Genomic DNA, 24,161 nt, shown 5'->3' with positions numbered 1-24,161 from the left:
ATCTGCGCTTCCGCATGATAGAAATATGAGATAAGCCAAAGCATTCTTGAAGGTTTACGTTTTGATTTTTGTTACAATGTTACCCTGATGCGTTCTCTGGCCGACAGCAGGCAGGCGTCGATGACCCGCATATTCCGAACGGCATCCGCCGGCTCGAAACGGAGCGGGCTTCCGTTTATGATGGCATCGGCCAGATGGTCCGCTTGCAGCGAGTATGCATTGAGATGGGGGACTTCAATCTCTTGACGCTCACCGCCTGTGATCAAATAGAAGTTTCCGGTGCCGGCACTTGGCGTAACGAAAGCGGAAGGAACTTCAATGATGCCCTCCGTCCCGACGATCTCAAGCGGGTTCCGGAACGCCGTCCACATTCCGCAGTCAAAGGTAAGGGCAGCCGGACCATCGAATTCGATCAGGCCGGAAGCCATCATATCGACGCCGCCATGCTCCTCGGAGAAAAAGGCTTGGACCGTAACGGCAACCGGCTCTTGATCGAGCAGCAAACGTGCGGCGCTGATGGGATAACAGCCTATATCATAAATCGAGCCGCCTCCCCATTCTTTTTTGTAGCGGACATTTCCTTTATCCCCCGCATTATTGAAGGTAAAAGCGCTTCGAATCCCCCGAATGTCTCCGATGGCGCCGGTATGGATGAGTTCCTTGATCCGGTCGTAGCGCGGATGATAACGGTACATAAACGCTTCCGCCAAATATACGCCATTCTTAGCGGCGGCTTCAGCCATTTCTGCCGCTTCTGCCTCGTTTAATGCGAGAGGTTTCTCGCATAAAATATGTTTGCCGGCTTCGGCGGCAAGAATCGTCCATTCCTTATGGAGATGGTTAGGAAGGGGAATGTATATGACGTCGATTGCGGGGTCTGCAAGCATATCCTCATAACTTCCATAAGCAAGGGGAATGTTCAGCTCATCCGCCGTTTGTTCGGCTTTGCCGATATCGCGGCTTGCGACGGCGGCAACTTCATTCAACTCCGACTGCTGTATGCCGGGAATGACGGATCTTCTGGCAATGCTCGCGCAACCGAGGATACCCCATTTTAATTTTTGGCTCATCGGCTTCATCATCTCCTTCGTGTTTACGATTAGATTTTTCGAAAAGCGGCAAAGTTGAATGATTCCATGATGGGTGGGGATAAACGATAGGTTAAAGCGGTCAAGGTATGGCGGGAACTGCAGCATTAGGAAAAATATTGCTATTGCTATATTGTGATTATAAATGATCCGATTTGCAATGAACATCATATCATTCGATATCATTATATTGTCAGCGGGGAGCAGACATGCGGTTATAAATTCACTTTTATTACCTGATACCGGCATCGAATGATCAAGAAATAGCAATAGCTGCTTGAACAACGAATAAGATCTGCAAGATGAAAAATAAAACCCGCGGAAGGCTTCAATGAGCTTTCCCCCGCGGGTATCTTGCTGTTATTGCCGATGCACTTGAGGGTCGCTGGGCGTATCGGTTTTACGCGAGCGAAGGGGCAGCCGGCTTGGCTTGCGTGCCGTCGTTTGCCGGGGCTCCTCCTTGCTGAAGCTGATACATTTGGAAGTAGCGCCCGCCCAACTGCATAAGATCATCATGCGTACCGCGCTCGACGACTTCTCCGCGGTGCAGGACAAGGATCTGGTCCGCGCTGCGGATCGTTGACAGCCGATGCGCGATAATAAACGTTGTCCGGCCTTTTTTGAGCACTTCCAGCGCCGATTGGATCAAACTTTCCGTTTCCGTATCGATATTCGCCGTAGCCTCGTCAAGGATCAATATGGCCGGGTCATAGGCAAGCGCGCGGGCGAAGGAAATCAGCTGCCGCTGGCCTGCGGACAAGGTGCTTCCCTTTTCGACGACCGGTTCATCGAAGCCTTTCGGCAGATGGGCCAAAATACGTTCGGCACCGACATCGCGCAGCGCTTTTTCGATTTGCTTGCGTGATATTTTCTCATCGCCGAGGCTTACATTGGAAGCGATGGTTCCGGTAAACAGGTAAGGGTCCTGCAGTACGATTCCCATATGCTGGCGGATCCATTGTTTGGGCAGATCTTTGACGTCCTGCCCGTCAATGGTAATGGTACCCTTTTGCGGATCGTAAAAACGGAACAGGAGATTGATGATCGAGCTTTTGCCCGAACCCGTGTGGCCTACCAGCGCGACGGTTTGCCCCTGCATCGCTTCGAAATTGATATTTTTCAGCACGTAGTTTTCTTTTTTATATGCAAAAGACACGTTTTTAAACTCGACATTTCCTTTGTAACGGGGCATCGTGCCGTCCGTAACGTCCTCGCCGGGTTCATCCATCAGCGCGAAGACGCGGCCGGCTGACACCATGGAGGAGTCGAGCGCTGCCAGCTGGTTCACCATGCCGGTAATCGGCTGGAACAGGCGGCCGAGAACATCCACGAACGCATACAGCACGCCGATCGACACGGCTGTTCCGCCCGAAAGGGAACCGAAGCCGAAGTAGGCGAGCACGACCACAAAGGATACATTGCGCAATACGTTAACCAGATTATGTGATGTAAAAGCGTTCAAATTCAGCATTTTGTTTTGATGCTTCATATAATCATCGTTCAGAGCTTCGAATTCATCACGCGTTTGCTTCTGGCGCCGGAAGATGCGGATAATGGCCATGCCTTGGATCGATTCGTTAATAATGGCGTTGATTTCGCTCAGACGGCTCCGGATGACCGTATTGTATTTGGTAGCGAGCTTCCGGTACAAAATGATCCAGGCGATCAGGAGCGGAATGACGAACAGGCAGATCAGCCCCAGCCGCACATCCAGCAGGAAGAGGGCAATATAAACGCCAGTGATATAAATGACGCCGGAGCTGAAGTTGGCCAGTACAGCCACGAACAGATCCTTGACCGCTTCCGTGTCATTGGTTATTCTGGACACGACTTTCCCCGCAGGCAGCGTATCGAAGAAATAAACCGGCAAACGCTGCATATGCGCATACACATCGTTGCGCAGCTTTTGTATGACTTTATTGGCTGAAGACTGAAGCCAGTAAGTTTTTCCGAATTCCGTTAGGATGCTGATGAGCAGGAAAATGCCGTATAATCCGACCAGCTTCATGATGCTGGGAATTTCGGGTTTATAAAAGGAAAACAGCTCGGCGGCGGACAGCTTTTCGGCCGGATACTGCGATATTTTATCGCCGTATTTAATCTTCATCCGGCCGTTCTCGAAGCTGCGTTCGCCTTGCGTTGACGCCACCGGCTGGTTGATGATATAAAAACTGCGGCCGGACTGCAGCACCCGTATTTCGGCGCCTTTCGTCTCGCCAGGCGCGAAGCGGTCTTCCCGTTTGTAATAATGTCCTTTATATTCGGCGGCTTGAGAAGCCGCCGTCGTTTCGTAATAGGGGCGTTCAATGCCCAGCATATGATCATCGATCATCGTTTTGGCGATAAACGGCCCGGCCAGCTCCGCCCCGACGCCGATAGCGAGGGCGATAAAGGCGGCGATGAAGATGCCTTTTGCGGTCAGGGCATATTGTAATAATCGCCTTCCCGTTCCGGGATTAGGAGTCATGAGATGCTTCCTCCTCGTTAGTCAAATTGTTTTCGACCTGCTGGCGTTCATACTGCTCGCGGTACCATCCCCCTCTAGCCAGAAGCTCGCTGTGGGTTCCTTCTTCGATGATGTCTCCGTCGTCCAATACGACAATCCAGTCGGCATGTTCAATGGCGGAAAGACGATGGGTCGAAATCAGCGTCGTTTTGCCGGAGCGCTGGTTGCGGATATTTTCGACAATCCGTGCTTCCGTGCGGGCGTCAACCGCCGAAAGGGCGTCATCCAGAATCAGAATTTCAGGATCGGATATAAAGGCTCGCGCCAACGATACGCGCTGCTTTTGTCCGCCGGAGAGGGAAACGCCTTTTTCGCCGACAAGAGTGTCGAGTCCGTCGGAGAGCGTATGCAGGTCTTTATCGAATGCGGCCGTAGCGATCGCTTCCATAATCGTTTCATCATCCGCCTGGTGTTTGCCAAACTGGATGTTTTCGCGGACGGACTTGGAGAACAGGATTTGCTCCTGCGGCACGTATCCAATCCAACCGTGCAGCTGCTGCTTGGCAATCAGTTCGATCGGGGTATCCGAAATCAGGATTTCGCCGGTACCCGTCGGGTACTCATGCAGCAGCTGTTTAAGAAGCGTGGATTTGCCGCTTCCCGTACGTCCGACAACGCCAAGGGTTTGCCCGCGGCGGAGCGTCAAATCGACATGCTTCAGATTATCCACCGTAGAGGTGGGGTAACGGAAGGTGACATTCCGGAATTTGATCGACTCCGGCGAGTCAACATGTGAAGGATGGGGAACATCCTGCACATCGGGAGCGACCGACAAGGTTTCTTCAACGCGATCCAAAGAAGCGCTGCCGCGCTGCATGACGTTAATCAGCTCGCCGATGGCGAACATCGGCCAAATCATCATCCCCAGGTACATATTAAAGGATACGAGATCGCCCAGAGTGATTTGGTTTTTGAATACGAGGTAAATGCCAAAAGCCAGACCGATGACATAGCTGAGACCAACGCATAGGCGGATCGTAGGTTCGAAGAGAGCGTCCATTTTGGCAACGCGCATATTTTTACGGTACACATCGGCAGCGATGTCCCGAAAACGGCCTTCATCCGATCTTTCCTGCACATAAGCGCGGATGACGCGCACACCGGCCACCGATTCCAGCACCTGGTCATTCATGTCGCCAAAAGCGTCCTGCGCTTCCGTATAACGTTCATGAACCATCTTGCCGTAGATTTTCATGGCCAGCGCAATGAACGGCAGCGGAAGAATAGCCGCAAGCGTCAGCTTCCAGCTGATCAAAAATCCCATGGCGAACAGGATTACGAGCAGATAAGCTGTCGAATCGGTCATCACCAGCATGCCGAATCCGGCGGTGTTGGCTACGGCGCGAAGGTCATTGGTCGCCCGGGCCATCAGGTCGCCTGTGCGGTTCCGTTCAAAGAACGGGGGAGTCATGCGCAGCAGATGGTTCATGTAGCGGGAACGCAGGATACGTTCCACGAGATTGGCTCCGCCAAACAACTTGTGCATCCATATGTACGTGAAAATATAAATCAGTGCCACAGTCACGACCATAAGAACGATGTACTTCGCAAGCGAAGCCAAGGTAATCGAACCGCGGACAATTTCATCGATCGCAGCTCCAAGCAGCCTCGGCGGAAACAGCTCGCCGACGCCGCAAATGATCAGCATAAACAAACCGATCAAATAACGTTTCTTTTCCTGGCGAAAAAACCAACCCAGGTTTTTAAGAACGGAAAACAAATCTTTCACTTCCTCTCATGCTTAAGTCACTGCCGGCAAGTCACTATGGAGTGCAAAGAAATAAAATTACCCCACAAAGAGTATCGGAAAGACGTCCGACGCCTCTCGAAGAGGGGCGCTTTTGCGGAGCAAAAGTACTGAGAGTATCGGAAAGACGTCCGACGCCTCTCGAAGAGGGGCGCTTTTGCGGAGCAAAAGTACTGAGAGTATCGGAAAGACGTCCGACGCCTCTCGAAGAGGGGCGCTTTTGCGGAGCAAAAGTACTGAGTGACGTGTGGCCTTCGAAGTTGACTCCGATTACTTTGCGGGGGCCCCAGAACAGAAAAGGCATATCATCCGTATACGGACGATATGCCTGGCAATCCTATCCAGTATCATGTGCACGGTTAAAGTCGCAACCATGCCTGAAAGAATGGCGAAATTATTCAATGACTCCCTGAAATTCGTTTCCAAATCTCAAAAGTCGGTTCCACCAGCAGGGCTGCGCAAATATTTAATTGTCATTTGCAGTTGATGCGCATCAATCATATTAAACATGTTGCTCACCCTTTCCTTGGTAATAAATTGAATTTCAACCTCGTATGCTGAGAATTTTATCACCGCCATCACAACTCTGTCAATTTATATTTTCAGGAATCAGGTACTTAATGTTATGATATATTGTATGTAGGCATGAATATCGCAAAAAAAGAATGAAGGGAATGAAGCTCATGAAACTCCGGATCAGTAATGACGCGGCAAAATGGTACATCAGGGAACTGGGGCTGCAAAGCGGCAGCGCATTGCGCTTCTTTCCCCGTTACAGTTCGGGAGGGGGACTCCATCCCGGCTTCTCCCTCGGGATCTCGGTAGAAGCGCCGGATCGGCCGCTGCTTAAGGAAGAACGGGAAGGGATCGTCTTTTTTATGGAAGAGCAGGACGGCTGGTATTTGAGCGGTTATGACCTGGTTGTTCATTACCTGGAATCCCAGGATGATATTGAATATATTTATGAAGAGAACACCGAGAATACGACTTCAAACGCCGGGTAATGAGAAGAGAAGAAGTTTGCGTAAAGGAGGAGAAGCTTGTCTCATTTGAATCGGGATTTCCGCCAGTATATCAAGAAAAAGTCCAAAATTACCGTTCAGGTAGCCATTCTGGTCAAAAATAAAGCCGGGGAAATATTGCTGCAGCAGCGGGCGGGAGCAAAAGAATGGGGGCTTCCCTTCGGCAGCTTGACACCCGGTGAGTCGCTGGAAGACGCGGCCCGCCGGGAGCTCTGGGAGGAGACGTCTCTAACCGCAAAGGACATGACTCTGCTCAGCATGTTTTCCGGTCCGGAATTTAAAAAGGTGACCCAAGGCGAAGATGAAGAGTTTTTTGTGATTGCACTGTATGAAGCCGCAGGGCTGCAAAGCGAGCTGAACTTCAAGGCAGACGTGAACAAGGCGCTGCGTTTCTTCGGTGAACCGTCGCCTCCCGTGGATTCCGTTTCGCGGATTTTGCTGGAGCGTCTCCCGAACGATGGCGGAATAAAGTTCAAAATGTAGGTATGCCGCAAAAAACTCCTTTCCGCAGGAAAGGAGTTTTTTAAGATTATAGAATTCATTAGTTTTAAGCGGAGCTTAAGTCATTCTATAATCGTAAAATAACCCCGCAAAGAGTATCGGAAAGAAGTAAGGGCGCCTCTCAAAGGGGGGTACTTTTGCGAAGGAAAATTACTGAGTGGAACCTATCCTTCGATGCTTATTCCAAATACTTTGCGGGGACCAAAAAATTTATTAAGGAAAACATTCGCTAAATGCGGTCTGTCTTCTTAGAATGTACGTCGATAGACGTTTTTCTTACTGCTAAAAACCGCCGCGGCCCCGTCTTAAACATGGTGCGAGAATGGGCCTGATTCGACGGCGAATTGAAAGTCATCGATATCAAATACATGTACCGGCACCGAAGCGTCGATAATGCGGTGGATCAGCTCAGGCTGGTCCGTCAGAAGCGGCACTTGCTCCCGCTGGGAAACGAGCAGCAGTTCGGTTTCGACCGGATCGAAAAATTCGCCGTATGGAGCGGTGTCCATCGCATTAACGACTGTGACCCGCGTCGTTTCTCCGATGAGGATGTAAGAGCTTTTTGCCCATGGCATGTTCAGAGCCTTCTGGATTTTTTTCTTATTCAGCGGCTCTTCGAGATAGTCGATCAGTTCCCGAACTTTTTCTTTTACGTGCTGGTCATCTTCGGGATTGCTCATCAATGGCTCGTCGCTTGATATAAAATCATAAAGCTCAAGCAGACTGGTATACGGTACCATATATTCAACCGGCACGGGAGTCAGCAGCAGTTCTCCGTATATGGCCAGCATGACCGCTTCCGTAACGAATTGTCTTGACATTTGGGGCCTCCTAAAGATCCATGCCACTTTGAGGCAGGACTTTTGGTTTCAGTAGTTTTGGGTCCAAGATTCAATTTTCTTGCAACTTAAAATTATCTAATCATTGTAAAGGGGAAATGTCAACCGGGTGAACCGGGCCGCTTCTTTCGCCGGAAGGGAAGAGCGGGCGGATTATCCGCATGTGTACAACTTGAAAAAGGGGAGTAGCAATCATTTGAATCAGTGGAAAGCTTATTTTCAATTCGTAAAACCTTATGCTAAATGGATCGTGTTAACGCTTATCATCGGCATGGTGAAATTCGGAATCCCGCTTACGCTGCCGATGATTCTGAAATATGTCGTCGATGATCTGCTGCTGAATCCGGCTATGACGGTTTCGGAGCAGGTATCGCGGCTGTTTCTCATTCTGGGCGGAGCGCTTATTTTATTCGTCGTTATCCGTGGACCGGTTGAATATTTAAGGCAATATTTTGCGCAGCTGATTACCAGCCGGATTCTGTTTGATATGCGGAACAAGCTTTATGCCCATTTGCAGCGTCTGTCGCTGCGGTATTATCAGAATACCAAAGTCGGGGAAGTTATATCCCGTTTTATCAACGATGTCGAGCAAACGAAAAATATTGTGGAAGTCGGCATGATGAACATCTGGCTGGATATGTTTACGCTGCTGTTTGTGCTGGGTGCGATGCTGTATTTGAATCCGGTGTTGACGCTGGTGTCGATTGCGGTTCTGCCTTTATACGGCATCGCCGTCAAGATGCTGTACAAAAGGCTGAAAAAGCTGACCAAAGATCGTTCCCAGGCTCTCGCCGGCATTCAGGCTTACCTGCATGAACGGATTCAAGGTATCTCCGTCATCCGCAGCTTTACGCTTGAGCGTCATGATCATGAAAAGTTCAAACAAATCAACGGGAATTTCCTGAATAAAGCGCTGGCCCAGACCCGCTGGAATGCGCTGACATTTTCAATTATCAATACATTAACTGATATTGCTCCGCTTTTGGTTATCGGCTACGGCGGATACCGGGTTATTCATCACAGTCTTACATTGGGCACGTTTGTAGCCTTTTTCGGTTATCTGGACAGGTTGTATGCGCCGCTCAAACGACTGATTAACTCCTCGACATCGCTGACCCAGGCCAGCGCGTCACTGGAGCGGGTGCTGGAACTCATGAACGAGCCGTACGATATCACTGATGCGCAGGATGCCAAGAAGCTGAATGCGCCGGCACGAAGCATCACGTTTGACGGAGTATGGTTTAAATACAATGACCAGGCGGAATGGGTGCTAAAAGATGTGAATCTGGAGATCAAGCACGGCCAGACCGTGGCTTTTGTCGGCATGAGCGGCGGCGGGAAATCCAGTCTGGTTTCGCTCATTCCCCGGTTTTATGATATCCAGCAGGGCAGCGTGTCCATCAACGGCATGGACGTGCGGAAACTGACGCTGGAAAGTGTCCGCGGTTCGATCGGCATGGTATTGCAGGACAACTTTCTTTTCAGCGGTTCCGTTAAGGAAAATATTCTGATAGGCAACCCGGGAGCAACGGATGCAGAGGTTGAGAAAGCGGCGATGGCAGCCAATGCCCATGAATTTATCATAGGCCTCCCGCAAGGTTACGAGACGGAAGTAGGGGAAAGGGGCGTCAAACTTTCAGGCGGCCAAAAGCAGCGGGTCGCGATTGCCCGCGTCTTTCTCAAGAATCCGGATATCCTCGTCCTGGATGAGGCAACCTCGGCGCTTGACCTGGAGTCGGAACATTTGATTCAGCAGGCGCTGCAGTCGTTGTCCGCAAACCGGACGACCCTGATTATAGCCCATCGTTTATCGACCATTACCCATGCGGACCAGATTGTGGTCATGGAACATGGCATGATCACCGAGCAGGGGACTCACGCCGAGCTGATGGCAATGGACGGCAGCTATGCCAGATTGTTTAACGTTCAGCATCTCGAAGTATGACTTGGAGTAGAGCGATCCAATTGAAGAGCGTCCAATCAAGCCATTGAATTTATTATTTGAAACTGGATTGAGCAATGATATCAATAAAAAAGAGGTTGGCGGGAAACGCGTAAGTTTGCGTTGTTCCCTGCCGACCTCTTTTGTTTTTTAGATGATAGAATTTATGGTTGTTTGGAATCCCCGCAAAGTATTTGGAACAAGCATCGAAGCATAGGCTCCACTCAGTACTTTTGCTTCGCAAAAGCGCCCCTCTGTGAGAGGCGCCCTTACTTCTTTCCGATACTCTTTGTGGGGTTATTTAATCCCGTTCTTAAAAGAATGTGTTCACAGCGATAACGAGCAGCAAAACCCCGCTGATCAGCGTACCGAACTGCCCGACCGAAAAGGAGCCGATCCGGATATGGGCTACCTTGGCGCCAAGGATAACTCCGAGCCACACCGTTACGAAACTGGCAATCGAAGCGGTAATGGCGATATAAAGCGGCGGCAATCCGAGCAGTCCTGCCCCGAGCCCGCTGGTAAGCGCATTGGCGGAGAGGGCGATCCCGAGAACAATGGTTTCCGCCCAGCCGATGTCTCCGGATTGATCCCAATCCACCCGCTCGGGGTTTTTAAGTATTCCGCGCCATCCTTTCTTGGTTGTTTCGCCGTTTTCAGGCTGCTGTACATTTTTCGGACGGCGTGGAACCGCCAGCAAAATGATGCGAATACCGATGATCGCAAGCAGAAAAGCCCCGAGCAGTATCGGAAAAATTCCCGGAAGAACCTTGGAGACCCATTGACCGAAATAGATGCCGGCCGCGCTGAATAAGAAACAAATGACGGATATGACTACATTGGATAGAAAACGTATCCGAATCCCCCGAATGCCGTAAGTAATCCCTACTCCCAGATTGTCGATGCTGGATGAAATCGCTAAGCCAAGGACCATAAGCCAAACCATGTGCAAAAGCTCCTCTCTCATGCAAATTCAGTTCATACGACAGTATATAGGGGCGTTGAGAAAAAGTGCTTTTCCGATTTTAAATTGTTGAAAATATTGCAACAAGACACTTCATTTCCGCAGAGCCAAAAATGCATTTGCTCTGACCGTCCCCATTCCCGGCAGACGGGGAGAAATGCTTTAGGCGGCTGTCTTTCACCGAGAATCATATTAATGATCTGGACGGTTATTGTTGAGATTTGCTCAATGCTTTGTTGCATTTCCTGCACCTTTTTATTGCAGCCGAATACAGTGTAGAAAAAAGCAGCTGGAGGTAGACGAAATGCATAACTTGAAAGCACTTCTTTTCGGACTGTTATTGGGATTGATTGCGGTGATTGCCCTGCCGTTTCTTATTTTTAAATCGATAAATGAAAATAGGGAGTTTCCCCGCTCAATGGGCAATATTGCTGAAACAAAGAAAGAAAAGCTGAAGGACGGTTACGAACCGATATAAATTGCAATGAAGAATCGCGCGAACCAGGTGAAAGCAAAAACAAACCGGCGTCGATTTGAAGAATCGACGCCGGTTTGCAGTATGGGCGTTTGACACGACAGCTGAGCTTCAGGTGGGACAAGCTGCTTGTCAGCTCCTGCCGATAAGCAGCGACAGAATGCCAGCGGCAATCAACGGACCAACCGGGACGCCTTTGAAGAAGGCTACGCCGAGAACGGTGCCGACCAGTAAGCCGGCGACAATCGTAGGATTGGCAGCCATAAGCGAAGCGCCGCGCCCGCCTAAATAAGCTACCAGCATCCCAATAGCGATGGCAAGCAGCGACTTCCAGTTCAAGAAGGATTCGCCGAGCATCTGCAGGCTCATTTTGCCGCTTGCTACGGGGGTCATGACGCCGATGGTCAGAATGATGATGCCGAGCGTAAGGCCGTATTTTTCGAGCCAGGGGAAAGCCTGATTCAAATGCAGCACCCTAAGCAGCAGCAAAACAATCATGGCAACCGTAATGGGAGTGTTGCTGCTGATGATTCCAAGTGCCGCAAGCAGCAGCAGGATTAGCGAAGTCATATCCATGCGGCTTCAGCTCCTATCCGTCCGTAATCGTAAATCCCAAGCGAACCAGGCATATCAATCCGTCTGAGCGGTTCGGCGCGAAGCCGAAATATGCTCTGCAATCGCCAGGCCGTGCCGGCGTCCGGTTTCAATAAACACCTCGTTTGCGTTCCGGCCGGAAGCGATAACCCCGGCAACGTACAGTCCCGGCACATTGCTTTCCATGGTCTCAGGATTAAATACCGGTTTCTCCATATCGCCGTCAAGTTCGACTCCGCAGGATGTAAGGAGCTTGCGGTCAGGACGGAATCCGGTCAGGGCAAGGACGAAATCGTTCTCGATTTCGGTGATCTGCCCATCATGATTGCGGATCGAAATGCTATTCTGACGGATTTCCGTTACGGTGGATTGAACGTGGACCTCGATTTTTTCCTTTTGCACCATCGCTTCAAATACCGGTCGAACCCAAGGTTTAATGTTTTCGGATACCTCTTCGCCGCGGTAAATCATATCGATCTGCGCGCCGACGCGAATCAGCTCCATAGCTGCGTCGACTGCCGAATTGCTGCCGCCGATGATGGCGACCTTCATTCCTGTGTAAGGATGGGCTTCACGGAAGTAATGCGTAACCTTGTCGAGGTCTTCCCCCGGAACGCCAATATAATTCGGATGGTCAAAATATCCTGTGGAAATGACCACATTGCGTGCTTCGTATCGCTGCTTCTGACCGGAGCGGTCTACCGTATGTACGATAAAGGTCTGATCCGCCAGGCTTTCCACGGAAACAGCTTCTTCATATTGGGAGATGGACAAATTGTAATGATCCGCTACCTTCCGATAGTAGGATAACGCTTCATAGCGGAAAGGCTTTTCATTTGGAGAAGGGAAAGGAATATCCCCGATTTCGAGCAGCTCTGCCGTGCTGAAGAACTGCATATGGGTCGGGTACAAATAGATGGAATGCACCAGACTATGCTTTTCGATGATATGTGTAGAAAGGCCGCGGCGTTCGCATTCAATCGCTGCTGACAGACCGCATGGTCCGGCCCCGATAATAATAACGTCTTGCATGGTTTGCTTCCTCCTCTTGTTCTTTAAGGCAATTCTATATTCATCATTCATCGTATCGCAATTCACACGTATTATACAAGGATGAAGCCATGACAAATCGGCGGCGGATTCCTTTATGAAGAGAGGGCAGGGCTAAGTTAGACAGCAGGCCGCCTTGCTGGCTGGACTTATAATTCCGGTTTATTTTGCCCAAAATCGAAAATTTATGAAATGGATCCGCTTTGAAATTCCAATCGGGAGAAAAAAAGGCTTGACAATGCTTTGCTCATATGGTTATGATGTCAGCATATGACAGGAAAGGAGACGATAAAACATGAAAAACAAAACATTGCTTGTTACCATCGTACGTTTGGATTGTCAATCGGTCTCCTTTCATCGGGCTAAGCAGGTTCTCATGTTCTGATATGGACATGATGGAACCCTGTTTCAATATGCCGCGGAGACCATCGTTCTCCGCGGTTTTTTAATGCTTGCATGCACGCATGCATGGTACCCCGGAGCCGTTTGCTCCGGGGTTATTTTAGTTTTTTTGGCATTGAATCGTTGGATTGAACGGATGGGGAATGCGAAAGAAACATAACCGCTCAAATGCGGTTTGGCTCTCGGGAAGTACGTCGACAGACGTTTTCTAAATATATCAATACCTGATTAGGGGGATTTTATTTGAACAAATTGATGCAATACGGCTGGAGTGCCAATTGGGACCAAGCATGGAGCAAGGAAGATCGCGGGCTTCACAATCCGGGGAGAATCACTGCGGATTTCGGCCAGAAGTACAAGGTGATGACAGAGGAAGGAGAGATCTGGGGCGAAATGTCGGGCAAAATGAAACATGCCCTTCAGAGCGGAGGCGCTTATCCTGCAGTTGGCGATTGGGTTGAGCTGCAGCGGCTTGAAGGGGAAGAGCGCGGCATTATTCATGGCGTAATGGAGCGGAAAACGAGCATCTCCAGGCAAAAGGCGGGGATGAAGTCGGCGCAAGAGCAGCTTATTGCCGCTAACGTCGATATTTTGTTCCTCGTTACTTCGCTTAATGACGACTACAATCCAAGAAGGATGGAGCGTTATCTCATTATGGCCTGGAACAGCGGCGTCAATCCGGTTATTTTGCTCAGCAAAGCGGATTTATGCGATGATGCGGACCTCAAAGCCGCGGAAATGGAGCTGATTGCGCCGGGTGTGCCCGTACATGTGGTCAGCGCGCTGGAAAACATGGGAAAAGAGATGGTAACGGCTTATCTAAAGGATGGGGTAACGGTGGCGCTCACGGGTTCATCCGGTTGCGGGAAATCAACGATTGTCAATTGGATAGCGGAAAGCGCAAGCCAAAAGACGCAGGACATCCGCGAAGGGGACAGTCGGGGACGTCATACAACGACCCATCGGGAGTTGTTCCTGCTGCCGCAAGGCGGCCTGATGGTCGACACGCCGGGAATGCGGGAACTTCAGCTGTATGATGATGACGGCGGCTTGGAACAGGTGTTTACAGATATCGAGGCGATTGCCGAAGGCTGCAGGTTCGCCGATTGCCGGCACGAGGACGAGGCAGATTGTGCGGTTCGCCAGGCGGTAGAGAACGGTGAACTGGATGAAAAAAGGCTGCAAAACTACCGTAAAACCCAGCGGGAGCTTATGTTCCAAATGAAAAAGGAAGCGCGGGCACAGCGCAAAATGAACCGGATGGACCGCTCCGTAAAGGAGCCGGTTCGTCGCAAGTCTTCGTATTGGAATAAACGAATGCATGACGAAGGCTGAGAAAGCGCGGAAGCGGGGACAAAAATAGAATATTTTGAATGAAAGGGTTTTCCAGTGAGGTTATAATCGGGCTTGCCTCCTCCATATATAAAATGAAGGAAGCTGCGGGAGGTGGAGGTATGGGCTTTTTGCACTTGTTTTGGGGGTTTCTGTTTTTGATCGACATCCGCATTAACGGTTTTGACGTGCTCCCGGATGTGATCGGGTATGTTCTATTTTTTGTCGGTTTCCTCAAGTTGGAGGGCAAATCGGAGCATTTCCGCAAGGCGAAAAACATGTCGGTAATCTTGATCTTCTTTTCGGCTCTAATGTTGATTTTCACCTGGATGCCGCCCCAATCATGGCTGTTTTACTTCCTGCTTAACGTCGTGCTCTACTTCCTGAAGCTGTATCTTATATTTCAAATGTGTAATGGCATCAGCGAATTGGCGGGTCGCAAAGGTTTCCATGCATTTCAAACCAAAGCAATCCAGCGCTGGAGATGGTATTTTGTTATCGCAACCGCAACGTTTATCGTGGTGTTGGTCGCCCCGTTCGTTCCGCTGCTGGCTGTATTTCTCGCCATCATGCTGATTCTGGCCTCCATTGTCATTCACATTTTGATGATGATGTTAACCTGGGAGGCGGAGCGCGTGCTGCATCGATGAGACCAATCCTGAATGATTCGAAAACGGCGGTACGGGTAAATAAGATGGAGAGGAAAAATATTCCTGGGTGATATGAAAAGGAGATGATCGGCATGTCCATTGACCGGTTTATTTTGAGAAAACTGGACGCCTGCATGGAAGAGAACACGAACACGCGCGCCAATTTGCTGAAGCTGTTCCAACTCCGCATCCGCAAGGCACAGGAAGCAGTGAAATGGATTTAGCCAATAAGGACAGGGCATCCTCTGAAAACCAGGATATGCTCATAATATAAGTATGCTAACTGCAAGGGGCTTCGAGGTGAAGCTCCTTTTTTGACATATATCCGGGGTCCCCGCAAAGTAATCGGAATAAGCTTCAAAGGCTACTCTCGTCACTGAGTACTTTTGCTTCGCAAAAGCGCCTTTCAGGCGTCGGACTTCTTTCCGATACTCTTTGTGGGGCTATTTTCAGGCAAGAAAAAATCCCTCTTAATAGAGGGACAATGCCAAAGTGTCGTTTTCGCTTTTGCTGTGAAGGATCGCTTCGGAGCCTTCGATTTCGATGCTGATCAGTGAACTTAAGCACTGTTTCAGTGCTCTTTTACCGTTTTGAATTTTATTTTCCAAGGTGCCGCTGAGCAGCTTAAGTATTTTTTGAATGGATTGTTTGTTTTCGGTAGTAAAGTAAACTGGGACCAGCTTGTTCTGAAAATTAATTAACATTCTCATAGAAATCACCTCATTCGTGTTATTCCATAGTTGCATTGTAAACCCCGATTATTAAAAATACCTTAAAGAAAGCTTATAGTTTCTTAAATTGTGCAAAATTTTTCAAAGATTCATAACGAATGAGCTGCTGTCTAAACATAGAATATCATCGTATTATTTTTTCTTGAAAATGGTTTTTATTTCATGATAAGGAATATCAAATTGGATAAATGGTTCTATAAACCTATTCTTTTTTTGTTTTCAATGATTTAAAATAGTTATTTTGTCACAAATTGACATAATTATGTATGGGTGTTACATTATCTTAGTAGTTATTGTATCTTAAGAAGTATAGATTTTGAAGTGACCAGAGGTGTAAAATATTGATTCTTACCGTTATCAAAAGCCGTCAGGAGAGAGACTGGTTTGATATAGACGCTCCGGATGACTATCCCGTGCTTCAATTGAAAGAGATGCTGGGCATGAGGGTTTATGGAGAGGCGCCGCGGGCGGGTCAGCAATATATATTGGAAGGGAAATTTCCGGACGGGCTGTGGTTTACGATCCGTGACCAGCAAAATATAGCGGAAGCGGGTTTGAGGGAAGGCTGTCTGGTGCGGCTTCAGCGCGCTTTTTCCACGACTGACGAAGAGGCTCCAGTCTATGGGAGAAGGAACCTGTTTCAGGATGGTACGATTGAAGGGATAGGGGAGTAACACCGGGTGGTTTCTATCAATTTACAAAATACATAGCAATGTGTGGGAAAAGGGGAGGAGCTGACGCATCATGAATGTGTTGTATCAACGCTCACCAAGAATCAAGCCGACGCTGAAGGAAGACAGTATCGAGATTCCGAAACCTCAAAACGAGCCGAGCAAGCCGTCTTTTTCATTAATCTCGATTTTGCTTCCCGCCGTTATGACGATCTTTAGCATCGGGTTTTATATATACATGAATTTGACCGGCAAAACGGGCAACAGCAGTTACATGATGTTTCAAATGGTTTCCGTAATGATGATGCTGACATCCTATACGATACCGTTTTTTGTCTATTTGGGGAACAAGAAAAAATATAAAGAGCAGCTTAAGCAGCGGGTCAGACTTTATCATGAGGAACTGGACAAATATAGGGAACAACTGATTGCAGGGCATAAGGAGCAGGTGGACGTTCTTTTTGAAGTTCACGGCGATCCGGATGTCTGTTTTCAGGTTGTCAAAAACCGGAGCAGCGTGCTTTGGGAACGTTCCGCTCATGATGATGATTTTCTGCATACACGCATTGGCACCGGAAATCTTCCTTTTTACATTGAGGTGAAAGCGCCCCGGCCGGAAGGCTATGTCAAAGATTCGCTGATCGAAGCGGCGCAAGAGCTGGCAGGCGAGTTTCAAACGGTTGCGGATGCGCCCGTGGCACTGCCCCTGTTCCAAGCGAAGGTGATCGGGATTGTCGGAGATAAGGAAGCCGTCATGAATTCGCTGCGGGTGATGATCGCCCAGTTGGCGGTGCGCCACTCTCCGGATGAAGTCAAACTCGCCGCGTTTTATGAGGAAAAGGATGCTGAAGATTGGGACTGGATGCGATGGCTGCCGCATACTTGGGACGAGCACCGGAGCCAGCGCTACATGTCGGATCGCCGCAGCAGCGCGCATCAGCTGGCGGATGAACTTTTACAACGGCTGAGCCGCCGCAAAACTGCGCGTCATGAGCAGCGTAAAAAAACGGTCGAGCTTCCGGTGCAGGTGGTCCTGCTGTCCAGCGGCCAGCTGATTGAAGAGGAGCCGCTGCTTCCGCTCCTGCTGGAGGACGCCGCAGAGATCGATGCTTGCACGATCATTTTGTCGGAACGCAAGGAAACGCTTCCGATGCAATGCCATTTGATAGTGGATGTGGGCAAGGAAAAGGGACATTATTCATTGAAACGGGAGGATGGAACTTTCGAGCAAATGAGTTTTGTACCCGATAATCTGGGACTGGATAAGGTGGATGCTTTATCGCGTTACATGGCTCCAATACGCCTCAAACGTTCTTTGGCATCGGACATACCGGAGGTATTGACTCTGTTCGAAATGCTCAACATCAAAACGGCGGCGGATCTGGACGTTGAACGGCGCTGGAGAAACAACCGATATCCTGAAAGTCTTCCGGTTCCGTTCGGCGTGCGCGCGGGTGGAAAAAACGTTAATTTGAACATTCATGATAAAATAGAACGGCAGGGACATGGACCTCATGGTTTGATCGCCGGGACGACCGGATCAGGCAAAAGCGAGGTAATCCAGTCGATCGTCGCCTCCCTGGCCGCGGAATTCCATCCGCATGATCTGGCTTTTATGCTGATCGATTACAAGGGCGGGGGCATGTCCAATACGTTTGTTCATTTGCCGCATGTGGTAGCGACGATCACCAACCTGAGCAGCAGTCTGATGGAGAGGGCCAAGGTTTCATTAAAGGCGGAGCTGGTCAGACGGCAAAAAATATTAAATGACGCCGGCAATTTACAGCACATTGACGAATATTACAAGCTGCTCCGGCGCGAGGGCGGTCAGCCGCTTCCGCATTTGGTGATCATTATCGACGAGTTTGCGCAGCTCAAAAAGGATCAGCCGGAATTTATGGATGAACTGATCAGCATTGCGGCCATCGGCCGTACGCTTGGCGTTCATCTGATTCTAGCGACACAAAAGCCCGCGGGCGTCGTCGACGATAAAATATGGAGCAACAGCAGGTTCCGCATCTGCCTGCGCGTACAGGACGAGGGCGATAGCCGGGATATGCTCAAAATACCGAATGCCGCCTGGATCAATAAGCCGGGCCGCGGTTATTTCCAGGTGGGCAGCGACGAGCTTTTCGAGGAAGTGCAGTTTGCATGGAGCGGCGCGCCGTATGTGGAGCAGACCGATTCTCCGGGCCGGATTGTTCCGACCGAAATTGCGTTAAATGGAAAACGCGAAAATTTACTGACAACCAGCATGTCGGCCGCGAATTTACAGATGGAACAGCCGCCCAAACAGCTTCAGGTGTTTATCGACAAACTGGCCGAAGCCGCGAAGGAAGAAGGAATCCCGCGTCTGCAGGGGCCATGGCTTCCGCCGCTTCCGGATAGGCTGGAGCTGGAGGTTTTGCCTGGAATACATATTCATCCTGCTGCCGAAGAGCTCGAAGGCCTTGTCGGAATCATCGACGATCTGCCCAATCAAAGCCAAAGGCCGCTTCATATCCCGTTGCAGCAGGGACACTGGGCGGTATACGGCATGCCGGGGCTTGGGAAAACGACTTTCGTTCAAACGCTGCTGATGTCGCTTGCCCTGCGCTACCCTCCTCAGGCTTGGTATGGCTATATCGTGGATATGGGGCGCATGATGCGTGATTTTGCCGGACTGCCGCATATCGGCGGTGTGATGATGGCAGAGGAAGATGACCGGATCAAGCGCTTGTTCCGTTTTCTGATGAAGACGGTGTCTGTTCGCAAGGAAATGTTCGCCGAAACGGGCGTCAAAACGGCTGCGGCTTATCGCCGCTCGCAAGCCGGGCCCCTTCCGGAGATGCTCATCGTTATTGACGGTTATTTAAATTTTCGGAACTCTTATCCGGATGAGAACGAAATGCTGGAGTTTATATTGCGTGAAGGCGGAAACTTGGGAATCACTTTCGTGATCACATCCAATCGCATTTCGGATATATTTGAAAAAGTACGGAGCAATATCGCGAGTGCGGTCACCTTTGAATTGGCGGATCCATCGGATTATTATTACGCCGTCGGCCGGCCGGCGCGGAATCCGGGCTCCATGCCTCCGGGGCGGGGGCTGGTTAAAGGGAATGTCCCTCCGCTTGAATTCCAGGCCGCGCTGCCCGCGGCCGGAAACGACGAAGCCGAGCGTTCGCTTGCGCTCCGGAGTCTGATTCAGGGCATAACCGTAAGATATCCCGATGTTCATGCGCCGCTGATCAAAAAGCTGCCTGAACGGATCATGCTGCCCGAATTGATGCCTCATGCGGAAAGCTACAGGCCGGAGCGGGGGTTGAATGCGGCATTTAAGGTTCCCGTCGGTTTGTTTACGGATGATCTGGAGCCGTTTGAACTGGATCTGCGGGAAGGACCGCATTTTATCGTAGCGAGCCCGATGGAAGGCGGGAAAACCTCCTTTTTACTGACGTGGATGCTGTCGCTGGCTTACCATTATTCTCCGGACCATCTGCATATGTATACAATTGATTCCCGATATGGCAGCCGGGGGCTCGCGGAATTGAGGGAGCTTCCCCATGTGCAGGGCAGCGCATCCAAAGAAGAAGAGCTTGCGCTGTTGATCGGCCGCGTTTACGATCAGGTACAGCAGCGCGGCAGCGGAGAGGGGAACCCGGCTATTCTTTTGGCGATTGACGATGCAGACATATTGGCTAAACAGCTAAATGACTTTATGATAAAAGAACAGTTGGGTACGATCGTTCGTCTCGGTCGCGACCGGAATGTGCATGTTCTGCTTTCGGGAGTGCCAGCTGATTTCCCGACGTTCGGGGTTGACTGGTTCAACGATGTGAAGGCATGTCAAAGCGGATTTTTATTCGGGACTTTGGACCCTAATGATTTATCATTCTTTCGAATCCCTTTCTCGGAATCGGGAAATGCCTCGGGGGGCTTAAAACTTCTGCCTCCGGGTCAAGGGTACTATATTAAACGCAAATTCACCCGGGTAAAAGCCGCTATGCCGTTCGACGCCGAGTGGAGCGGCAATCGCTGGGTCACGGAAATTCGCGACCGATGGCATGTTGTTGTTTGAGGGGAGGTGGCTCATAATGTTGACGATTCATGCTTCCAAACAGGATATTATTACGCTTGATAATAAAGAGTTCTTTTTTCTGGCCGGCATATTAGGATCGGACCGTCTGCTGGGTGTGGAGGATCCGTTTCGAGGGTATCTGGCGGAAGAGATTTCCGACGAATGGGGCGTTGTCAAACAATCCCTTCTGGAAAAGGGCTACCTTATTGAGGAAGAAAACGGGGTTGAACTTGCTATGCCGCCAAAGGTTTTTTCGCGTGTGGCTATTGCGAGTTTGGCGGAACGTTCCTGCTGGATCAGGTATAGGCGAAATGATGAAATATTTGAAGGTTACCTGCATGCGACAAATGAACGTGTCGTGCAAGTATGCAAATCCGATAAGGATTTTCAATATGACTTGGATGAGCTTGGAACCGTGGAAGAGGCATGCAGCAGATTGGCTGAGGACATGGATTTGAAAGAGTATGTTACTGTCGATACGCCGGCGCTGCTGCTTTCCAAAAGGAAGTTCGGTGAATTATACAGCCTCGCTTCCGAGCTTTCGCTTGAAGAGCTTGGCGACGAGTTGGCCGCGGCCACGAATGATTTGGAAGGATCCATTGCGCTGGCCAGATGTTTGAAATTCCGCACGGTGGAAGGAGAGCTGCACTTGTCAACCTGGACGGGGAGCGGCTGGGAGACGCAAAGTGCCGCGTTTGTGGTGAATGATTCCATGAACTGGCTTGTCCGCATGAGCATAAGCGGAGACCAAGACTGGTTAACGGCCAGTCCTGCCAGTAAACAACAATTTCAAGATATGCTGCTTCTTTGGTTAAAGCAGTCTGCGTAAAACAGATGGAAGGTGATGATCCGTGCGTATTTCTGTTGATCCGGAGGCACTCCGGGCATTAAGTCGTCAATTGGAGCAGAGCGGTGAACAAATCAGGCAAATTACCGCTTCATTAAATCAGGCATTGGGATCTTTGATTTGGGAAACCTCTATCCGGCAATCTATCTTGAATCAGTGGCAGGCCGCTAACCAGCAGGGAGAGCAGATCCATTCGCTGTTAAGTGAAATGGGAAGACATGTGCAGAGCAAAGCCGGGCAGTTTCAAACTGCGGATGAGCAGCAGCATTCCATATTGGGCAGCTCCGCATTTTATGCTTCTCCCGTCGCGATGTTCCGGGCTGCGGCCCTTCCGGGAGAAGCTTCCATTCTTCCAGGTTACGGCGGTCGGAGCGTTCCGATCTCGAACCCGTCGTCGGCTGTCCTTGCGGTACAAGGTCAAAACGGAAGCGATGAAGGGCTGGACGTCGGCTGGGGTTATCAAGGACCGACACCGGCAGGCTGGGCTTCGCTCGGATACGGCGCATTGATGGTCGGCACGATGGTCAAAAGCGGATTTAATGTTAATATGAGGAATAACGGTACAGTCGCAACGATTAAGGGAGCTCGTTCCCCTTTTGCTCTAAATGAAGGCATTCGGGGAACTCGTTATACGCTTAATAATGCGGAGAAGAATCCTCAAGTCTGGAAATTCGTAGATCCGAAAATCGCCGCCAAAGAGGCTCTCTCCATCAAAGGATTGGGCGGCAAACTGGGGTATGCGGGACTTCTTTTTGACACCGGCGTCTCCGGTTTCGAGGATTATAAACGCGGAGGCGCTAGCCGTGCAGCGGCAAGCGTGATCGTAAACGGCGGTTTGGGGCTGGGGACGATGGCCAGCAGCGCAGCGATCGGGGCTGCCGTCGGTTCTGCGGTACCTGTAGCGGGAACGGCCGTGGGAGCGGTGGTCGGATTGGCCTCAGGCGTCGTTATCTCGGCTGTGACCGATATCGAAATCAATGGAAAATCGCTGAAAACCTATGCGGTGGACGGTGTGAATGCGGCGATTGACGGTAGCGTTGATGGCGTAAAGGCTGCCGCTGAGGGAATCGGACATGCAGCGGAGGAGACATTCCATGCGGTTTCGGACTCGGTAAAGGCCGTCTCGCACGGGGCCAGCGAACTTGCGGATGAAGTGAAAAATAAACTCGGGAAATTGGGGAAATGGTTTTCGTAAATCAAGGAGTGAGGTCTGAAGTGAACGGCAGCGACGCTCGGCAAAAGCAAAGTTTTATAGATGATTTTACCCATGTTTATCCGCTTCGGATCATACGGTCGCAGACGGTTAGTCTGCTGATTCTGCCCAATTTGCTGCTGCTTGTCCTTGCATTTGCGGATCCTTTCATACCGATGTGGGCCTGGCTGCTTCTGATTCCGCTGGCGATTGTCGATCTGCTGGGACTCATCGTATTGATTTCCCCCGGAAGAATGCAAGTATTCCATCTGCTTTTTCTAGGGATGCTCGGAATATTGGGTTCAGCTGCCTTTACGGCAGCGGCGAACAAACTGGCTTATGCGACGCTTGGCATGTCTTCGCCATGGTTTGGAATTTTGTCCGGCTCAGGGTATGTGATCGTTTTTGTGCTGCTTTACAGCATACATATCAGGCTTTTGCACAGCGGGCATTACAGCAGGGAAGAAAGCGGGAATGAAACCCGGGAAGGCCGGAAGCTGAGAAAATCGCAAGGCGTCATATTGGCCTGCTCCGGCGCCGGCGTGCTGATCGGAAGTCTCCTGATTAAAACATTCGGAGATTACAGCATCAAAATGATACTCATTATCGCGCTGCTTTTTTTAATTGCGTTAGCCTACATGATGCTTGTCGGCAATCTTCATAAATATTTGTTGTTCATAAGAAGACGTTAGCTGCTCTTTGGATCTGAGAAATTTGTATCTTTTGGCTTAGTATCAGCCGGGAAAAAGACGAAGCCCTTGCAGGTCTTCACCTAATGCTGAAAGGGACACATACATAACGTCAATAGAGAGGAAGGTTGAACAAACGATGAAGGAAAGGGAACACACGAAATCATTGCTTCCGCTCGGATCGGTCGTTCTGCTCAAAAACGCCCAGAAAAAATTGATGATTTATGGGCGCAAACAGATTCAGATGGAAAGCGGCACCTTGTTTGATTATTTGGGCGTAGTTTTTCCGGAAGGATATATTGACCCTAACTATACTTTTTTGTTCAATCATGAGGATATCGACAAGATCGAGTTTATCGGGTTCTCCAATGATGAGGAAGAGAGATTCCACAAGCTTCTGGAAGAGGTCTCGATAGGGTAAAAAGGGGTAAAAGGTCTCTGGGACCAGGGGCTTTTGTTATGACTGGGAAAATATAGTATAGTCTATTACGACAATAATCGAACTTTTAGGAGGATAATATGGCAGGACGTATTTTAATTACCCCCGAGCAGGTCGAATCGGTAGCAAATCAATTCAAACAAGGCGGAGAACAAAGCAATTCGATCGTTACCGGCTTGCAGCAGGCGATCAATGGCATGGAAGGACAATGGGAAGGGATGACCAAACAGCGTTTCTTCCAGGAATTTCAGGAAGCCAGCAAACAAATGCAGTCTTTCGTACAGATTCTGAACAATATCAGTCAGGAATTGACTGCGATTGCCCAGAAATTCCGGACGGTTGACGAATCCCGATAAATTGTTGCATGATAGGATTAAGATGTTCGAAGCAATCCAGATTTATGAATTGAATATATGCGAA

At 49.8% G+C, this 24,161-nt stretch carries 22 protein-coding genes; 14 read left to right on the top strand and 8 right to left on the bottom strand.

From position 1 onward, the window contains the following. Positions 1-71: 71 nt before the first annotated feature. The 3 genes from L6442_RS21450 to L6442_RS21440 form a co-directional block, all read right to left on the bottom strand. A complete protein-coding gene (locus L6442_RS21450) occupies positions 72-1,070 on the bottom strand; it encodes a Gfo/Idh/MocA family protein (protein ID WP_212980194.1) in 999 nt (332 codons plus the stop codon). Between the two features lie 418 nt (positions 1,071-1,488). Further along, entirely contained in the window at positions 1,489-3,555 is a 2,067-nt protein-coding gene (locus L6442_RS21445; protein WP_212980193.1) for an ABC transporter ATP-binding protein, read from the bottom strand. Continuing rightward, positions 3,545-5,314, bottom strand: coding sequence for an ABC transporter ATP-binding protein (locus L6442_RS21440; protein ID WP_212980230.1), 1,770 nt, complete (start codon positions 5,312-5,314; stop codon positions 3,545-3,547). Before L6442_RS21440 ends, L6442_RS21445 begins: the two co-directional genes overlap by 11 nt. A 710-nt stretch (positions 5,315-6,024) precedes the next feature. On the opposite strand from L6442_RS21440, the gene L6442_RS21435 reads away from it, so the two are divergent. Both L6442_RS21435 and L6442_RS21430 read left to right on the top strand, forming a co-directional pair. After that, the gene (locus tag L6442_RS21435) at positions 6,025-6,345 is read left to right on the top strand and encodes a HesB/YadR/YfhF family protein (protein ID WP_212980229.1); all 321 of its coding nucleotides are present in this window, start codon (positions 6,025-6,027) and stop codon (positions 6,343-6,345) included. A gap of 36 nt (positions 6,346-6,381) precedes the next feature. Continuing rightward, positions 6,382-6,846: an NUDIX domain-containing protein gene (locus L6442_RS21430; RefSeq protein ID WP_194230415.1), complete on the top strand. Its 465-nt coding sequence runs from the start codon at positions 6,382-6,384 to the stop codon at positions 6,844-6,846. A 323-nt stretch (positions 6,847-7,169) separates the two neighbouring features. Here the strand turns inward: L6442_RS21430 and L6442_RS21425 are convergent, their stop codons facing one another. Further along, positions 7,170-7,685: an ADP-heptose synthase gene (locus tag L6442_RS21425; RefSeq protein WP_194230414.1), complete on the bottom strand. Its 516-nt coding sequence runs from the start codon at positions 7,683-7,685 to the stop codon at positions 7,170-7,172. 214 nt (positions 7,686-7,899) lie between these two features. On the opposite strand from L6442_RS21425, the gene L6442_RS21420 reads away from it, so the two are divergent. After that, positions 7,900-9,648 carry an ABC transporter ATP-binding protein gene (locus L6442_RS21420; protein WP_212980192.1) on the top strand — a complete coding sequence of 583 codons (1,749 nt, stop codon included), beginning with the start codon at positions 7,900-7,902 and terminating at the stop codon, positions 9,646-9,648. Positions 9,649-9,958: 310 nt separating this feature from the next. On the opposite strand, the gene ytaF is transcribed toward L6442_RS21420, so the two are convergent. Further along, positions 9,959-10,591 carry a sporulation membrane protein YtaF gene (gene ytaF / locus L6442_RS21415; protein WP_194230413.1) on the bottom strand — a complete coding sequence of 211 codons (633 nt, stop codon included), beginning with the start codon at positions 10,589-10,591 and terminating at the stop codon, positions 9,959-9,961. 322 nt (positions 10,592-10,913) lie between these two features. Here ytaF and L6442_RS21410 point away from each other — a divergent pair, with 322 nt between their 5' ends. Next, the gene (locus L6442_RS21410; RefSeq protein ID WP_194230412.1) at positions 10,914-11,087 is read left to right on the top strand and encodes a hypothetical protein; all 174 of its coding nucleotides are present in this window, start codon (positions 10,914-10,916) and stop codon (positions 11,085-11,087) included. A 129-nt stretch (positions 11,088-11,216) separates the two neighbouring features. On the opposite strand, the gene L6442_RS21405 is transcribed toward L6442_RS21410, so the two are convergent. After that, positions 11,217-11,660: a DUF441 domain-containing protein gene (locus tag L6442_RS21405; protein WP_212980191.1), complete on the bottom strand. Its 444-nt coding sequence runs from the start codon at positions 11,658-11,660 to the stop codon at positions 11,217-11,219. 54 nt (positions 11,661-11,714) lie between these two features. Then, a complete protein-coding gene (locus tag L6442_RS21400; protein WP_212980190.1) occupies positions 11,715-12,710 on the bottom strand; it encodes a YpdA family putative bacillithiol disulfide reductase in 996 nt (331 codons plus the stop codon). Positions 12,711-13,373: 663 nt separating this feature from the next. Here L6442_RS21400 and rsgA point away from each other — a divergent pair. The 3 genes from rsgA (at position 13,374) to L6442_RS32870 (ending at position 15,336) form a co-directional block, all read left to right on the top strand. Then, on the top strand, positions 13,374-14,465 hold the full coding sequence (rsgA, locus tag L6442_RS21395; protein WP_228100913.1) for a ribosome small subunit-dependent GTPase A: 1,092 nt from the start codon (positions 13,374-13,376) through the stop codon (positions 14,463-14,465). A gap of 119 nt (positions 14,466-14,584) precedes the next feature. Beyond that, positions 14,585-15,112: a hypothetical protein gene (locus L6442_RS21390; protein ID WP_212980189.1), complete on the top strand. Its 528-nt coding sequence runs from the start codon at positions 14,585-14,587 to the stop codon at positions 15,110-15,112. A gap of 92 nt (positions 15,113-15,204) precedes the next feature. Then, positions 15,205-15,336, top strand: a complete 132-nt coding sequence (locus L6442_RS32870) for a hypothetical protein (RefSeq protein ID WP_265589731.1) — start codon at positions 15,205-15,207, stop codon at positions 15,334-15,336. Positions 15,337-15,582: 246 nt separating this feature from the next. Here the strand turns inward: L6442_RS32870 and L6442_RS21385 are convergent, their stop codons facing one another. After that, complete coding sequence (locus L6442_RS21385) at positions 15,583-15,822, bottom strand: hypothetical protein (RefSeq protein WP_194230408.1); 240 nt, start codon at positions 15,820-15,822, stop codon at positions 15,583-15,585. 362 nt (positions 15,823-16,184) lie between these two features. Here L6442_RS21385 and L6442_RS21380 point away from each other — a divergent pair, with 362 nt between their 5' ends. From L6442_RS21380 to L6442_RS21350, 7 genes are all read left to right on the top strand, one after another. Beyond that, entirely contained in the window at positions 16,185-16,517 is a 333-nt protein-coding gene (locus tag L6442_RS21380) for a hypothetical protein (protein ID WP_194230407.1), read from the top strand. Positions 16,518-16,587: 70 nt separating this feature from the next. Continuing rightward, positions 16,588-20,574, top strand: a complete 3,987-nt coding sequence (essC, locus tag L6442_RS21375) for a type VII secretion protein EssC (protein ID WP_212980188.1) — start codon at positions 16,588-16,590, stop codon at positions 20,572-20,574. A 16-nt stretch (positions 20,575-20,590) separates the two neighbouring features. After that, a complete protein-coding gene (locus L6442_RS21370; RefSeq protein WP_212980187.1) occupies positions 20,591-21,403 on the top strand; it encodes a hypothetical protein in 813 nt (270 codons plus the stop codon). Positions 21,404-21,425: 22 nt separating this feature from the next. Beyond that, positions 21,426-22,616, top strand: coding sequence for a WXG100 family type VII secretion target (locus L6442_RS21365; protein ID WP_212980186.1), 1,191 nt, complete (start codon positions 21,426-21,428; stop codon positions 22,614-22,616). A gap of 20 nt (positions 22,617-22,636) precedes the next feature. Beyond that, positions 22,637-23,305: a hypothetical protein gene (locus L6442_RS21360; RefSeq protein ID WP_212980185.1), complete on the top strand. Its 669-nt coding sequence runs from the start codon at positions 22,637-22,639 to the stop codon at positions 23,303-23,305. Between the two features lie 136 nt (positions 23,306-23,441). Continuing rightward, a complete protein-coding gene (locus L6442_RS21355; RefSeq protein WP_194230402.1) occupies positions 23,442-23,723 on the top strand; it encodes a DUF4176 domain-containing protein in 282 nt (93 codons plus the stop codon). Positions 23,724-23,821: 98 nt separating this feature from the next. Further along, positions 23,822-24,097 carry a WXG100 family type VII secretion target gene (locus tag L6442_RS21350; protein WP_194230401.1) on the top strand — a complete coding sequence of 92 codons (276 nt, stop codon included), beginning with the start codon at positions 23,822-23,824 and terminating at the stop codon, positions 24,095-24,097. The last annotated feature ends 64 nt before the right edge of the window (positions 24,098-24,161 follow it).

This window comes from Paenibacillus azoreducens (assembly GCF_021654775.1).
Classification (GTDB): Bacteria; Bacillota; Bacilli; order Paenibacillales; family Paenibacillaceae; genus Paenibacillus_AQ; species Paenibacillus_AQ azoreducens.
This window is presented reverse-complemented; position numbering and strand designations above follow the sequence as displayed.

Excerpts from the sequence above, each read along its gene's own strand:
- L6442_RS21450 (WP_212980194.1), bottom strand. The coding sequence starts at position 1,070 with ATGAGCCAAAAATTAAAATGGGGTATCCTCGGTTGCGCGAGCATTGCC.
- L6442_RS21445 (WP_212980193.1), bottom strand. The coding sequence starts at position 3,555 with ATGACTCCTAATCCCGGAACGGGAAGGCGATTATTACAATATGCCCTG.
- L6442_RS21435 (WP_212980229.1), top strand. The coding sequence starts at position 6,025 with ATGAAACTCCGGATCAGTAATGACGCGGCAAAATGGTACATCAGGGAA.
- L6442_RS21425 (WP_194230414.1), bottom strand. The coding sequence starts at position 7,685 with ATGTCAAGACAATTCGTTACGGAAGCGGTCATGCTGGCCATATACGGA.
- ytaF (WP_194230413.1), bottom strand. The coding sequence starts at position 10,591 with ATGGTTTGGCTTATGGTCCTTGGCTTAGCGATTTCATCCAGCATCGAC.
- L6442_RS21410 (WP_194230412.1), top strand. The coding sequence starts at position 10,914 with ATGCATAACTTGAAAGCACTTCTTTTCGGACTGTTATTGGGATTGATT.
- L6442_RS21405 (WP_212980191.1), bottom strand. The coding sequence starts at position 11,660 with ATGGATATGACTTCGCTAATCCTGCTGCTGCTTGCGGCACTTGGAATC.
- L6442_RS21400 (WP_212980190.1), bottom strand. The coding sequence starts at position 12,710 with ATGCAAGACGTTATTATTATCGGGGCCGGACCATGCGGTCTGTCAGCA.
- L6442_RS21390 (WP_212980189.1), top strand. The coding sequence starts at position 14,585 with ATGGGCTTTTTGCACTTGTTTTGGGGGTTTCTGTTTTTGATCGACATC.
- L6442_RS32870 (WP_265589731.1), top strand. The coding sequence starts at position 15,205 with ATGTCCATTGACCGGTTTATTTTGAGAAAACTGGACGCCTGCATGGAA.
- L6442_RS21385 (WP_194230408.1), bottom strand. The coding sequence starts at position 15,822 with ATGAGAATGTTAATTAATTTTCAGAACAAGCTGGTCCCAGTTTACTTT.
- essC (WP_212980188.1), top strand. The coding sequence starts at position 16,588 with ATGAATGTGTTGTATCAACGCTCACCAAGAATCAAGCCGACGCTGAAG.
- L6442_RS21370 (WP_212980187.1), top strand. The coding sequence starts at position 20,591 with ATGTTGACGATTCATGCTTCCAAACAGGATATTATTACGCTTGATAAT.
- L6442_RS21355 (WP_194230402.1), top strand. The coding sequence starts at position 23,442 with ATGAAGGAAAGGGAACACACGAAATCATTGCTTCCGCTCGGATCGGTC.
- L6442_RS21350 (WP_194230401.1), top strand. The coding sequence starts at position 23,822 with ATGGCAGGACGTATTTTAATTACCCCCGAGCAGGTCGAATCGGTAGCA.